This window comes from Streptosporangium lutulentum, from assembly GCF_030811455.1.
Lineage (GTDB): Bacteria > Actinomycetota > Actinomycetes > Streptosporangiales > Streptosporangiaceae > Streptosporangium > Streptosporangium lutulentum.
Genome location: NZ_JAUSQU010000001.1, coordinates 8,655,564 through 8,667,793, shown reverse-complemented (window position 1 = coordinate 8,667,793; position 12,230 = coordinate 8,655,564). Strand labels below are relative to the sequence as shown.

At 71.8% G+C, this 12,230-nt stretch carries 12 protein-coding genes; 3 read left to right on the top strand and 9 right to left on the bottom strand.

Annotated features, from left to right (window positions below; genetic code table 11):
- The first annotated feature begins 106 nt into the window (after positions 1-106).
- Positions 107-625: a SigE family RNA polymerase sigma factor gene (locus J2853_RS39130; RefSeq protein WP_307566254.1), complete on the top strand. Its 519-nt coding sequence runs from the start codon at positions 107-109 to the stop codon at positions 623-625.
- Complete coding sequence (locus J2853_RS39125; RefSeq protein ID WP_307566253.1) at positions 612-1,991, top strand: hypothetical protein; 1,380 nt, start codon at positions 612-614, stop codon at positions 1,989-1,991. Before J2853_RS39130 ends, J2853_RS39125 begins: the two co-directional genes overlap by 14 nt.
- A 126-nt stretch (positions 1,992-2,117) precedes the next feature.
- On the opposite strand, the gene J2853_RS39120 is transcribed toward J2853_RS39125, so the two are convergent.
- Positions 2,118-2,642, bottom strand: a complete 525-nt coding sequence (locus J2853_RS39120) for a DinB family protein (RefSeq protein WP_307566252.1) — start codon at positions 2,640-2,642, stop codon at positions 2,118-2,120.
- Positions 2,643-2,823: 181 nt separating this feature from the next.
- Between J2853_RS39120 and J2853_RS39115 the strand changes: the two genes are divergently transcribed.
- Entirely contained in the window at positions 2,824-3,327 is a 504-nt protein-coding gene (locus J2853_RS39115; protein ID WP_307566251.1) for a DinB family protein, read from the top strand.
- 24 nt (positions 3,328-3,351) lie between these two features.
- Here J2853_RS39115 and J2853_RS39110 read toward each other — a convergent pair whose 3' ends face one another.
- The 8 genes from J2853_RS39110 to J2853_RS39075 all read right to left on the bottom strand — a co-directional run bounded on the left by J2853_RS39110 (position 3,352) and on the right by J2853_RS39075 (position 12,172).
- Positions 3,352-4,242: a helix-turn-helix transcriptional regulator gene (locus J2853_RS39110; RefSeq protein ID WP_307566250.1), complete on the bottom strand. Its 891-nt coding sequence runs from the start codon at positions 4,240-4,242 to the stop codon at positions 3,352-3,354.
- 181 nt (positions 4,243-4,423) lie between these two features.
- Positions 4,424-4,984, bottom strand: coding sequence for a flavodoxin family protein (locus tag J2853_RS39105; protein WP_307566249.1), 561 nt, complete (start codon positions 4,982-4,984; stop codon positions 4,424-4,426).
- A 243-nt stretch (positions 4,985-5,227) separates the two neighbouring features.
- On the bottom strand, positions 5,228-6,391 hold the full coding sequence (locus tag J2853_RS39100; protein WP_307566248.1) for a WD40/YVTN/BNR-like repeat-containing protein: 1,164 nt from the start codon (positions 6,389-6,391) through the stop codon (positions 5,228-5,230).
- 147 nt (positions 6,392-6,538) lie between these two features.
- Positions 6,539-6,958 (bottom strand): GlcG/HbpS family heme-binding protein, encoded by a 420-nt coding sequence (locus tag J2853_RS39095; RefSeq protein WP_307566247.1) that lies wholly within the window; start codon positions 6,956-6,958, stop codon positions 6,539-6,541.
- A 154-nt stretch (positions 6,959-7,112) separates the two neighbouring features.
- Positions 7,113-7,556 carry an OsmC family peroxiredoxin gene (locus tag J2853_RS39090; RefSeq protein WP_307566246.1) on the bottom strand — a complete coding sequence of 148 codons (444 nt, stop codon included), beginning with the start codon at positions 7,554-7,556 and terminating at the stop codon, positions 7,113-7,115.
- Positions 7,549-7,947 (bottom strand): glycerol dehydratase reactivase beta/small subunit family protein, encoded by a 399-nt coding sequence (locus J2853_RS39085; protein WP_307566245.1) that lies wholly within the window; start codon positions 7,945-7,947, stop codon positions 7,549-7,551. Before J2853_RS39085 ends, J2853_RS39090 begins: the two co-directional genes overlap by 8 nt.
- 2 nt (positions 7,948-7,949) lie before the next feature.
- Positions 7,950-9,794 (bottom strand): diol dehydratase reactivase subunit alpha, encoded by a 1,845-nt coding sequence (locus tag J2853_RS39080; RefSeq protein WP_307566244.1) that lies wholly within the window; start codon positions 9,792-9,794, stop codon positions 7,950-7,952.
- Positions 9,795-9,808: 14 nt separating this feature from the next.
- Entirely contained in the window at positions 9,809-12,172 is a 2,364-nt protein-coding gene (locus tag J2853_RS39075) for a propanediol/glycerol family dehydratase large subunit (protein WP_307566243.1), read from the bottom strand.
- Between the last annotated feature and the right edge of the window lie 58 nt (positions 12,173-12,230).

Genomic DNA, 12,230 nt, shown 5'->3' with positions numbered 1-12,230 from the left:
CGCGGGACGCGATACCGGCGGTCCGCTTTCCGGGCGCGGGACGTGATACCGGCAACCCTTTGCCGGGGCCGGGCGTATGGACGGGTATGAGACCGGAGACAGCCGCGTGAGCAGCCATCAGGAGTTCACCGAATTCGTCGCGGCACGGGGAACCAGCCTGTTCCGGATCGCTCACCTCACGTGCCGGTCTCGCGACGAGGCCGAGGACGTCCTGCAGAGCGCGCTGGAGAAGGCCTATCGCAACTGGGGCCGCCTGCGCGAGGGCAGCGACCCCGAGCCCTACGTCCGCCGCATCATCGTCAACACCGCGATCAGCCGGGCCCGCCGCCAGGCGATCCTGCAGATCCTTTCCACCCACGCGCCACCCGACACCCCGGCGCCCGACACCCTGGCCGGCGTCGAACTCCGCCAGATCCTGATGATCGGTCTGCGCGCCCTGACGCCTCGCCAGCGGGCGGTCCTGGTCCTGCGCTTCTTCGAGGACCTGACCGAGGCCCAGGCCGCCGGGATCCTGGGCTGCTCCGTCGGAACGGTCAAAAGCCAGACGTCCAAGGCCCTGGCCCGTCTGCGCGCCCTGATCGGCGCCGATCTCCTTGAGGAGGCGTTGCCCCATGTCGAACCTTGAGAGCGAACTCCGGCAGGCGATGATCGAGGAGACCTCCGCCCTGGGCGCCCCGCCCGACCTCGCCCACCAGGTGACGCGGCGCGCGCGCCGGCGCAGGAGATCCCACCTGACGGCACTGGCCGTGGCCGCCGCGATCGCGGCCGTGGCGGTGGCCGTACCCGCCTATCTGGGAGGGCAGGCGAGCGATGTGGCCGCTCCCACCCCGCCGGCCGTCGTCGACGGCGTCCAGGTCGGATACCTCCCCTCCGGCCTCGGCACGCCCGAACAGGAGAAGGTCCGCGACGGGGGCCTTCCGGGGACCAGGGCGACCTGGGGCTCGGGAGACGACGAGGTCCTCGTCACGGTCTACCGTCCCCCGGTCCTGGAGCTCGGAGATCCCGAGGTCATGCTGGCCAGGCTCAAGGAGTCCTCCGGCGCGCTGCGAGGAGGCGCCCTGGTTCGCGGGCGCCCGGGGCTCACCACACTCGCGGACGACGACCTGGTCTGGGTGGAGCGGCCGGACCTGGTCCTGCGCGTCACCGTGGGCACCCGGCACCGGAGCGACCTCCGGGCCGTCGCCGACGGCCTCGAACCCGAGGGCCGCACCGGCGGTGCCTTCGAGGGCCTGCTCCTCACCTACCTCCCCGCCGGCCTGCACCTGGACGGGCCCGCCTCCGCCAACGGTTCCTGGACCCAGATGCGGTGGAGCGGGAACGACGTCTCGATGCGGCTGCTGGCCGTGCGCGGAGCGGACGCCGAGGACTCGCAGACGCTGCTCGCCTGGGCCGGAACCCATCAGCGGCTGTCCGGCGGCACCCCGGAGAAGGTCCGGGGGAAACCTGGATACAGTGCCACGCTGGACGACCCCGACCAGCGTCAGGCGCACGTGCGCCTGTGGGTGGAGAAGCAGGGGCTCGGGTACCTCCTGGCCGTCAGCCGGCCCCTGGCCCCCGAACTGGACAGGATCGTGGACGGCATCGTTCCCGCCGAACCGGCGACCGTACCCGGCGAACCGGTCGACGGAGTCGGCGTCACCTACCTGCCCCCCGGTTCTCAGCGAACGACGCCCGGGAGCAACATGCGGTTCGGCAGCGGATGGAGCGCGACGATCGATCGCTGGTCGAGCAGTCGAGGCGACGTTGAGGTCACCGTGGCCCGGGGTGGGGTCCTGCACACCAGCCAGTGGCTCGACGAGTTCTTGCTGGGGGAGAAGCGGCAGTCCGCCCCGGTGGGAAGAGCGCCCGTGGGGATATGGACCACCGACCCGAACGGCCGGCGGGGAGCCTTCTGGGTGGCCCCGGGCGTCGCCGTTCACGTCAAGGTCAGTCCCGAACTGGCCGGTGAGCTGGACAGGATCGTCGCGGGCATCCGCGTTCCGGGCTCCTGAACCTGAGGCGTCGACCAGGGGCGGGGAGTGCCGCGCCCTGGTCGACGCCGGTGGCGTGGGTTTCGGAGCCCCTGCCCGCCGCTCACCTTCCGACGGGGTCACGGCTGTGATCCCGTCGATCCCGTCTCACCCGGCGGAGGCCGCGCGCAGCAAGCGGAGCTGGCCGAGCTCGGCGGTGTTCTTCATCAGTTCGGCGTTCACCCAGCCGATCATGTGGGCGACGGTCAGCTCGGGGCTGTCCTGCCATGGGAAGGGCGCGGTGGCGTCCAGGTCGGCCTCGGTGAGCCGTTCCAGCACCTCCAGCCACTCCACGCGAAGGCCGCGCAACCACTCGACGGTCGCCTTCCCGTCACCGGGCCATCTGATCTCTTCCCGCTCCCGCGGCGTCCGTCCTTGCGCGTGGTCGATGGTCACACTCCACCACCAGCCTATGTGCCAGGTGACCCATCCGATCGTGGGAACCGGAATGGGATCGAGCTCGGTCTCCTCCCAGTCGGGCACCCACCCGCCGTCGCCCGGACGCACCGTCCAGTAGTGGGCCGCGGGCTCCCACAGGAAGTCCTCCTGTTCGAGCCGCGGCAGATGGAGTTCCAGCAGCGACCAGGTCAGGTCGAACTGCCAGCGCAGGACGTCACCACGGGATGCGGACATCGGCAAACCATGGCACATCGTCCGCCCACCCGGAAAGCCGTTTTTCACCGGCCCGGATCACCCGGTCGGGTCGCGGCGGGCTCGCCGCGACCGAACCGTTCGCTCTCGGGGATCGCGAGGCGGAGCCGGCGCGCCGAGGCCGCGGCCGGACGCCGCCTCGCGGGTGGAAGGATCGTGCCCTATGACCGATAACCGCGTGCCTCCCCCCTTCCTCGGTGACGAGCGCGCCATGCTGAACAACTGGCTCGACTGGCACCGCGAGACCCTGGCCGTCAAGTGCGCGGGGCTCTCGGAGAAGCAGCTCCGCGAACGCCCCGTGCCGCCGTCGACCCTGTCGCTGCTCGGCCTGGTCCGCCACATGGCGCATGTGGAGCGCGCCTGGTTCCGCCGCGTGCTCAACGCCGAGGACGTTCCCCTCCTCTACAAAACCGACGATCCCGACGCCGAGTTCAACGACGTGGACACCGCCTCCGCCGAGGAGGCCTTCGCCACCTGGCAGGCCGAGATCGAGCACGCCCGCAGGCTCTCGGCCGAGGTGCCGCTGGACGCCGTCGGAAAGCGGCAGCGCCACGGGCAGGACTGCTCCCACCGCTGGATCCTCGTCCACATGATCGAGGAGTACGCCCGGCACAACGGCCACGCCGACCTGCTGCGCGAGCGGATCGACGGCGTCACCGGCGAATAGCCCGATCTTCCGTTACGTCCGGCGTCAGCCTCGATCCGGGCGCGCCGCCACCCCGGTGGCGGGTTCGCTGGTCCAGCTGGCCAGCAGGCGCAGGGCGTGCTCGGACGGGGAGCCGGGTTCGGCGGTGTAGATGCCGAGGAGCTGTTCGGGGTCGCCGGAGGGGGCGAACGCCTCGTAGTCCAGGACGAGGCCGCCGACCAGGGGGTGGTGGTAACTCTTGGTGCCGTGGGTGCGGCGGAGGACGTTGTGGTCGGCCCACCAGCGGCGGAAGTCCGTGTCGCGCAGGGAGAGCTCGCCGACCAGCTCGGCGAGCCGGAGGTCGTGGGGGTGACGCCCGGCGTACAGGCGCAGGGAGGCGACGGTGCCGCGGGCGGCCCCCTCCCAGTCGACGTACAGCTCGCGGGCGGCCTCGTCGAGGAAGAGATAGCGGGCCATGTTGCGCTCGCGGTGCGGCAGCGCGTCGAAGTCGGTGTACAGGACGCGGGCCAGGCGATTGGTGGCCAGGACGTCCAGGCGATGGCCGATGACCAGGGCCGGGGTGTCGCTCAGGGTCTCCAGCACGCGGCGGAGCCCGGGCCGCACCCGCTGCGGCGGCATCGGCCGGGGCTTGGTGCGGACGGGCTTGGCCAGGGCGAACAGGTGGCCGCGCTCCGTGTCGTTCAGCCGCAGGGCGCGGGCGACGGCGTCCAGCACCGCCTCGGAGACGTTGCCGTTGCGGCCTCGCTCCAGGCGGACGTAGTAGTCCATGCTCACCCCGGCGAGCTGGGCGACCTCCTCCCGGCGCAGGCCCGGCACCCGGCGGGAACCCGGCTGCGACGGCAGTCCGGCTTCCTCCGGGGTGATGCGGGCCCGGCGTGAGCGCAGGAACTCACGGAGCTCCGCGTTGCCCTCGGCGCCGGATGAGGATGCGTTCACGGTGTCCAGGGTAGGACGGGGACGGCGGTGCGGCACCGCCCGAAAGGGGGTCTGTCGTACCCTCGGTCCGCAAGACCCCCGATGGGAGAAGTCCTGGAGGGACTCGGGCCAGCGATCATCTGGATGTGCGGCGACCTGCGGTATCGGACGCGCCGCCACCCTCGAAGGCGGATCTCCCGGGTCACGCCCGCACTGACCGGGATGTGAACAGGGTCTGCGCGCGGGCCAGGGCATCGGCGTCTTCGAGCACCTGTCCCGGACGGTTTCCGTATCCGAGGAGTTCTCCGCCCCATCGCATGCCCATGTAGTCGGCGGTCAATCGCAGCGTGCCGAGCAGGGGCTCCACCCGGGTGGCGTCCTCCGAGGTGTGCGCGGTGATCGCCCACATGGTCTTCCCCCGCATCCGGTTCTTGAAGTCGGCCCCCGGCACCCGAAGCCACGCCGACCAGTGGTCGAGGTAGGTCTTGGTACTCGCCGACACGCTGTACCAGTAGAGCGGTGACGCGATCACCAGATCACTCGCCCTGAGGGTCGCCTCCAGCAGGACACGCTCGTTGTCCACCGGCTGTGGATAGCTTCCGTCCCCCTGGTGGCGGATGTCGCCGAACACCGGCAGTGGAAGATCGCTCAGCCGCAGCCAGCTCTGGTTCACCTCCGCGGGGAGATGCGCCGCGGCCTGCCGCGCCAGTGCCTCGGTGTTGCCGTTCCGGCGCGTGCTGCCCAGCAGGAAAAGGAAATCCACGAAACCACTCCCATGCTCATGCATTAATTGCATGAGCATAGAAGCCTCGTTCGGGTCGTGCCAACCCGGGCGCGGCCTCCTGGGCGACCGGCCGCCGATCACCGCATGGGCGCGATCACCGCTTAGAAGCGATCACCGCTTGGATGCGATCACCGCGCCCGTGGATGTCACGGCCGCCGGGGCCGGCCTGGCCGCCGCGGAACCGCCGGCCGGACGGCACGTTGATCACGGTGCCGCCGGCCGTCACGACCCGAGGGTGAAGGTGTGCCAGCGGACACCGTCGGCGGAGACCCCGTACCGGCCCTGCTCCCCGCCGTGGCTCCAGAGATAGCCGATCTCCGTCCGGCTCGCCGCCCCGAGCAGGCCGCCGTCGGCGATCTCGCGGAAGCTGCGGCCGCCGTCGTCGCTGCGGTGGACACCGCTCTCGCCGTAGATCGTCAGGCTGCCGTCCGCGGCGGCCACGGGGTCGGCGAGCATCGAGCGGGGCTCGTGCCCGGAGCGGAACGCCCAGACGCGCTCCCAGGTGCGGCCTCCGTCCGTGCTCCGGTGGATCGCCCCGAGGCCGTTCTTGACCTGTTCCTCGGCGGGAAGCTGTCCGAACTCGGCCGCGTAGAGGGCATCCCGTCCGTCGACGACCCGGAATCCCCAGGTGTTCTCCAGTTTCGGGCCGGGCAGCCGGTGCGTCCGCCACGTGCGCCCCCGGTCGTGCGAGACGGCGACCGCCGGCGTCCCGCTCCCCGGGTCCAGGCCCGAGACCCACTGCCCGCCGTCGCGCGACGAGCCCGCCGGGGACACCACCCCCTCCAGCGGCGGCTGCGTGGCCAGCTCCCTGCGCTCCCCGCTGTCCGGCATCGTCACGACGAGCCGGGTGCGGGCGCACGCTCCCTCCGCGATCCGCAGGCAGTCCGAGGAGAGCGGGGCCGCCTCCGGGATGGCCTGTACGGTGCCGGAGACCTCGGTCGTGCCGGGCCGCCAGGTTCTGGCGCCGTCATCGGTGTACCAGGTGCGGTCCGGCCGGACGCCCGTGCCCTCGGTGATCGACGCCCGGCCGGGGCCCAGCGCGAAGACGTCCGCGGTGATGCCCTCGCCACCGGTCACCTCCGGCAGGGGCGATCGCCGGAGCCACCACCTTCCGCCTTCCAGGACCGCCACCCGCTGGCGGCAGCGGCGCCCCTCCCCCGTCTCCTCACCCGTGCAGTCGACCATGATCACGAACCCGTTGCGCTCGTCGGCGAAGGACACGAAGGCGGCCTGGCCCGGCAGCTCCGGCGCCGAGGGGATGCGGGGCGCGACGGCCGGGTCCGACGATGGGCGCCCGCCGGGCCGGACGGCCGCCTCGGTGCCGCAGGCGGCCAGGACGACGGCGGCCATGAGCGCGATGGAGGCCGGCACAACGTGTTCACGCATGGGATCTCCCTGTCCGCGGCGGATCCGTCCCGATCCCACCCACCCTCCGTACACCGCGGACCACCGGAAGGTTCTCGACCGCCGCGACGCGCCGGTGCGCCGTGGAGAGCCCGGCTCCCCGGCCCCGGAAAGCCCGTCGCGCGGCGGCTATCCGGCGTGCTTGCCGAAGGCGTCCACCCCCGCCTGGGCGACCGTGATGTCCTGCTCCACCGTCCCCGCGCTCACCCCGACCGCACCGACGACCTCACCGTCCGCCTCGACCAGCGGGATGCCTCCGCCGAAGATCACCAGGCCCCCGTTGGTCACCTCGATGCCGTAGAGCGAGCCACCGGGCGCCGCGGCGGTCCCGAGCTGTTCGGTGGTCATCGCCATCAGCACGGCGGTGCGGGCCTTGCGCGTGGCGATGTCGATGCTGGCGAGGATCGCCCCGTCCTGGCGCGCGAACGCCAGCAGGTGCCCGCCGCCGTCGACCACGGCGACGTTCATGGGCTGGCCGATCTCGTCCGCCTTGTCCAGCGCGGCGTCCAGCACGGTGCGGGCCTCGGCGAGGCCGAATCGTACGGGCATGATGGTGTCTCCCTTCGATGATCGGTACGGTCCCGGACGGGGCCCCCTCCCGTCGATCGACACGGTCGCGGACGAGGTCTCCCCTCACCGGTCGACACGGTCGCGGACGACGTCCGCCCCACCGATCGACGAGATCGCGGGTGCCGTCACGTTCCTAGGTGGGCGCCGCCTCCAGCTCGGCGTCCAAAGTGATCTCCGTGGCGCTGAGTGCCACGGAGACGGGGCAGGTGTCCTTGGCCCTCATGGCCGCCCGGCGGAAGCCCTCCTCGTCGGCGCCCGGGACGGCGGCCCGTACGACCAGCCGGATCTCAGTGATCAGATAGGCCTCGCCGCGCTGGTTCTGGGAGACCGTCGCCGTGGTGTCGATCCGTTCCGGGGGCGTACCGGCCGCGGTGAGCAGCGCCGAGAGCTGCATGCTGTAGCAGGCGGAATGTGCCGCGGCGACCAGTTCCTCCGGGCTGGTCTGGCCGTTCGGTTCGCCGGCTCTGGAGGGCAGCGAGAAAGCGAACCGGCCCGCCCCGGAGGAGACGAGGGTGACCGTTCCCGATCCGGTGGCGAGCTCACCGGTCCATCGGGTCGTGGCGATGCGATCAGGCATGGGAAGGGCCCTCCTGCTGCTTGAACGGGATGCCGACGACCAGCCGGGCCGCGTTGTGTCCCATGGTGCGGGCACTTGAGGGCGGGCCCGCCGCCGCGGGCGCGTCCGGCGGCAGCTTGGCGTGGTGCACACAGATGTACCCCGCGGCGTCCACCCCTATCCCGACGTCGAGGGTGGAGGCCTGGGCCGCGGCCAGGGCCAGCTCCCGCGCACCGTCACCGCCGTCCGCCGCCTCCTCGACCCGGTACGGCACGCCCTCCTCCTCCATGCCGGCGGTGATCTCACGCAGGAGACGCCGGGTTCCGGGATCCGGGCGGTGAAGCACCGTCACGGCGGGCCGGTCTCGCCCCGCGCGATCGGAGCGCCGGTCGTCGACGGGCGCGTGGTGCATGATCAACCTCCCGTCGCGGCCCCGGCCGCCCGCGCCGACGCGTAGTTGACGACCAGGCCGGTGGCCACGGCGTTGCGCGGCCCCTCGGAGCCGCGCACGTTGCCGGTCCCGCTGACGATCCCGAACTCCGCGACGGCCTCCGCGATCATGTCGGGGATCTCGAAGTCCAGCGCGGAACCGCCCAGGACCACCACAAAACCCGTGCGCCGGATGTTGCCTCCCGGGACCACCTGTTCGAGCGCGCGGAGCGCGTTGACCACGAAGACCCGGCGCTTGGCGGATCTTCGTACCTCGCGGATCCTCTCCACGCCGTGCCGGGTGGGGATCGGGTGCATGCCGGCGTCGGTGAGCACGACGACGCGGGCGAAGGCGTCGGCGGGCAGGGGCCTGTCGAAGAAGCGGACGGTGCCGTCCTCCATGCGGACGTGGAAGAAGCTCTCCGCCTTCGCCAGCGGGAACCTCTTGATCTCTTCGGCGAGTTCCAGGTTCTTCAGCCCGAGCTCGGAGTCGATCAGGTTGGTGACCAGGTCGCCCGCACCGGCCAGGTGCACCGAGTGCACCTCGGCGCCCTCGGTGGACACCGCCGCGTCGGTGGATCCGCCTCCGAGGTCGAGGATCGTCACGGGCCTGTCGGTGCCCGGGGTGGTGAGCGCGCCCAGCAGCGCCATGTCGGCCTCGACCCCGCCGATCAGCACCTCCGCGTCGAGGGCCGTTCGCAGCCGGGCGGCGAGCAGTTCCATCGGTCCCCTGCTGGTACGGACCATCGCGGCCAGCGCGACCGCGTTCTCCAGCGCGAACTCTCCCGCCAGGCCGCCGGTGATCCGCTGCGGCACGAAGGTGTCCACGGCGAGCACATCCTGGATGCGCACGGTGTCGACCGGCATCGCGGTCAGCTCGGACATGGTGTCGCGGACGCGGGCGAGCATCCCGCCGACGTGCGTGCCGGGCTCGCCGGTGGCGTCGGCCAGGGGCCGCACCCGTTGCAGGGTCTCCATGATCTCCTCGGCCCCGGCGTCCATCTCGACCGACCGCTTGCTCTTCTCGCCGATCAGGGTGAGGGTGCCCGCGGGGATCCTGCGGTCGGTGATGTCCCCGGCCGGGGTGCGCACCACAACGGCCGAACGGTTGCCCACCAGCGCCCGCGCCACCGGTGCGATCATGCGGGTCTGCTCGGGGTCGAGCTCGAACACCGTGGCGATCCCGTAGGGGTTGGACAGGGTCCGGATGGTACGGCCCTGCTCCGCGACCTCGACGGCGGCCTGCATGCCCAGCGGCACCCTGTCCACCAGCGTGACCTCGTCGACCACCGGCACCGGCTCGCCCAGCCGGTTGGCGATCAGGGTGGCGTCGTCGGCGTGCACGACCACCCCGGCGACCCGGACCCCGCGCGCGGTGGCGCCGTTGATCCCCGCCGCGGCGTCCTCGAAGTCGACCCCGGGGCCGACCACGCAGATCACCGCGCTCCCGGCGGCGCAGCCCGGCAGCTCAGGGAAGGCCACGGTGGTGCCGACCCCCAGCCCGACGCCGCCCGGGGTGTCCGGGTTGTGCCCGATCATCGTGGACTCCGTGATGATCGTCTCGGTGATCGTCTCCATGGCCAGTCCGCTGATCACGGGGGTCGCCTCGTTGACCAGCACCGTCTGGAGTTCGGCCGGATCACGCCCGGCTCTGGCCAGGGCCAGGCGCACGATCTCGACGACCCCCGAGACGTTCTCCGTGGTGCCCTTCACACCCGAGGTCCTGCCCAGGGCACCGGAAAGGTAGGTGACCTTCCCGTCCTCGCCGACGTCCGTGACGCACGCCTCCGTGGTCGAGTTGCCGATGTCCACCCCCGCCACCAGGGTCATGGTCTTCCCCGGCCTCAGACGGCGTCTGCCATGCGGATCAGGACTTCGAGCTCCACCGGCTCGGCGCCGGACCGTACGAACTCGGTCTCCTTGATGTGCAGCAGCGCGGCCTTGGCCTGCCAGCGCGGGCGGGCCATGTAGTCGTTGCGCGAGGGCACGGGCTCCGGCGACTCGCCCTTGGCGTACCGGGCCGCGTTGCGGCCGATCTTGCGGAAGGTCTCCAGGTCCATCAGCGGTGCCTGCGGGAACAGCTCCAGGTTGGACAGGCGGACCAGGTCCTTCTGATGGATCATGGTGGTGCCGCGCGAGAGGATGCCGATCCCGATGCCCGATCCGGAGAGCCTGGCCGCGGTGTGGGCGATGACCGCGAGGTCGGCGCTGGAGCGGAGCCGGATGACGCGGGCGTGCACGCCCTGCTCCTCCACCCCGGCCAGCAGCTCGCGCAGCACCTCGGCGTGCGGGACGTCGACGATGGTCTTGGAGAAGAAGTCGCCGAACGCCGGCGAGACGCCGATGACCACCTCGTCGGAGCGGCGCCCCGGCCGGGCCGGGCCCTTCTCCCCCAGGTGCAGCGTGCGCCCGCCGGTCGCACCCGCCGCTTCGGCGACGACCGCCGGGGAGGCGCCGCCGACCTCCTGTTCCGGGTTGCGGGCGCTGACGACGTGCCGCAGCCGCTTCATCTCCTCCCACCGCTCGCCGCTCGGGCGGTATCCGCTTCCCGGGCCCGCGTAGTCGTTGGCGTCGTTGACGGCCGAGAGCGTCGTCAGCTCGGGGGTCAGGATCGCCGAGGTGTGCAGCAGGTCGCCGGAGACGCGCTGCCTCAGCACGCCCAGCAGCGCCTCGGCCACGTCCGGGAAGCCGCCGGCCTCCAGCCCCTTGACGATGTCGAGCCCGGTGACGCCCCGGTCCATCACCGCCTGCGCCGACTTCAGGTCCTCCAGCACGTCGCGGGGCGGCAGCTCCTTGCTCCCGTGGGAGTAGGTGACCGCCTCGATCTCCCTGTCGGTGATCGGCGCCAGGTCGAGGTGGGCGAACACGCCCTGCAGCGCCCGCGCGGCCCGGTTGCGGGCGGCGAGGATCTCCGCCTCGGGGACGTGCCGGAGCGCGCCGTCGACCTGCAGGTCCCGCTGGAGGGTGTTCCAGTCGTCGTAGTCCTCGGGATCCATGTTGGAACCGGCGAACATGTTGTCGTAGTTCGGCACGGCGGAGTAGCCCGAGCAGATGAAGTCGGTGCCGGGCAGCAGCTGGGGCATCATCCGCGCGGTGCGGCGCATGTCGGAGTGCGAGAAGGACTGGTCGTTGCCGGAGGCGCACTCCAGGTCGACGGTGCTGGCGATGAGGTTCTCGGCCAGCACGGCGCGGATTCCGGCCGGCACCGCGCCGGGCACGCCGATGCAGCTGATCGAGCCGTTCTGCAGACCCTGGACCCCGGCCCCCTTGGCGACCAGGATGCACCGGATCTCCAGATACAGCATCGACCTGCCCTCGGCGTTGCCCATCTGCACCTCGGAGCCGGTGCCCGAGGTGAAGCGCATCTTGATCCCCCGGGACGCGTAGGCGGAGGCGAGGAACGCCTTCGACCACGGGGTGTCGTCACCGTCACAGAAGACCTGCTCGGTGCCGTAGACCGAGATCGTCTCCGCGTAGGCGGTGATGCCGCGCATGCCCAGTTCCAGCTCGGTGGCCTCCTCCAGCGCGCACTGGGTGAGCACGCCGGGCTTCCCCGCCTGGGCGCCGACCTGCAGCGCGATGGCCACCAGCGGGGCGTATCGCACGATGCCGAGGGTGGTCTCCAGCTCGCGGAACCCGCGCAGCCCTGCCTCGGCGGCGTCCGCGGCCACCTGGACCGGGTTGTCCCGCGCGCTCGTGGAGTGCCCCTGGTTGGCCGGGGTGCGCCGGGCCCGCATCTTCTGCAGCGCCATCATCATCTCGACCACGTTCATGGTCTTGACGACGTCGAGCAGCTTGGCCGGCGTCAGGCCGGACGACACCGCCAGCACCTCGGCGCGCGACACCCTCGGATCCAGCAGCAGGTGCGCGATCTCGGTCGCCGAGAGGGCCATCGCCCGCTCGGTGGCCTCGGCGTCGATCGCGTGGTCGGCGATGAACTGGTCGAGGAAGTCGAAATCCGCCCGGTCCCTGCCGTCCATCTCCACGATGGTCCCGTTCTCCACCCGCACGCTCGGCCGCGGGTCGTACGGGCTGTCCATCGCGACCATGCCGACCTCGGGCCACTCCTCGACGAAGCCGTCGAGGTTGACCGGGCGGTTCTCCAGGATCTCCGTCCGCTTGGACCGCTTGGGGGTCACCGGCGTCCGACGGCCGGCCCGCTGGGGGGCCGCCGGCGGTTGGGGACGTGCCGCGCGCTTGATGCTCATCTCCGGTCTCACCTTCCTGATGCCTCTGGTGCCGGCGGATCGCGTGGCGGGTTCGGCC

Bases quoted from the DNA above. Each gene is read 5' to 3' on its own strand.
- J2853_RS39090 (WP_307566246.1), bottom strand. From the start codon at position 7,556: ATGCCTGATCGCATCGCCACGACCCGATGGACCGGTGAGCTCGCCACC.
- J2853_RS39095 (WP_307566247.1), bottom strand. From the start codon at position 6,958: ATGCCCGTACGATTCGGCCTCGCCGAGGCCCGCACCGTGCTGGACGCC.
- J2853_RS39080 (WP_307566244.1), bottom strand. From the start codon at position 9,794: ATGACCCTGGTGGCGGGGGTGGACATCGGCAACTCGACCACGGAGGCG.
- J2853_RS39075 (WP_307566243.1), bottom strand. From the start codon at position 12,172: ATGAGCATCAAGCGCGCGGCACGTCCCCAACCGCCGGCGGCCCCCCAG.
- J2853_RS39120 (WP_307566252.1), bottom strand. From the start codon at position 2,642: ATGTCCGCATCCCGTGGTGACGTCCTGCGCTGGCAGTTCGACCTGACC.
- J2853_RS39085 (WP_307566245.1), bottom strand. From the start codon at position 7,947: ATGCACCACGCGCCCGTCGACGACCGGCGCTCCGATCGCGCGGGGCGA.
- J2853_RS39125 (WP_307566253.1), top strand. From the start codon at position 612: ATGTCGAACCTTGAGAGCGAACTCCGGCAGGCGATGATCGAGGAGACC.
- J2853_RS39115 (WP_307566251.1), top strand. From the start codon at position 2,824: ATGACCGATAACCGCGTGCCTCCCCCCTTCCTCGGTGACGAGCGCGCC.
- J2853_RS39100 (WP_307566248.1), bottom strand. From the start codon at position 6,391: ATGCGTGAACACGTTGTGCCGGCCTCCATCGCGCTCATGGCCGCCGTC.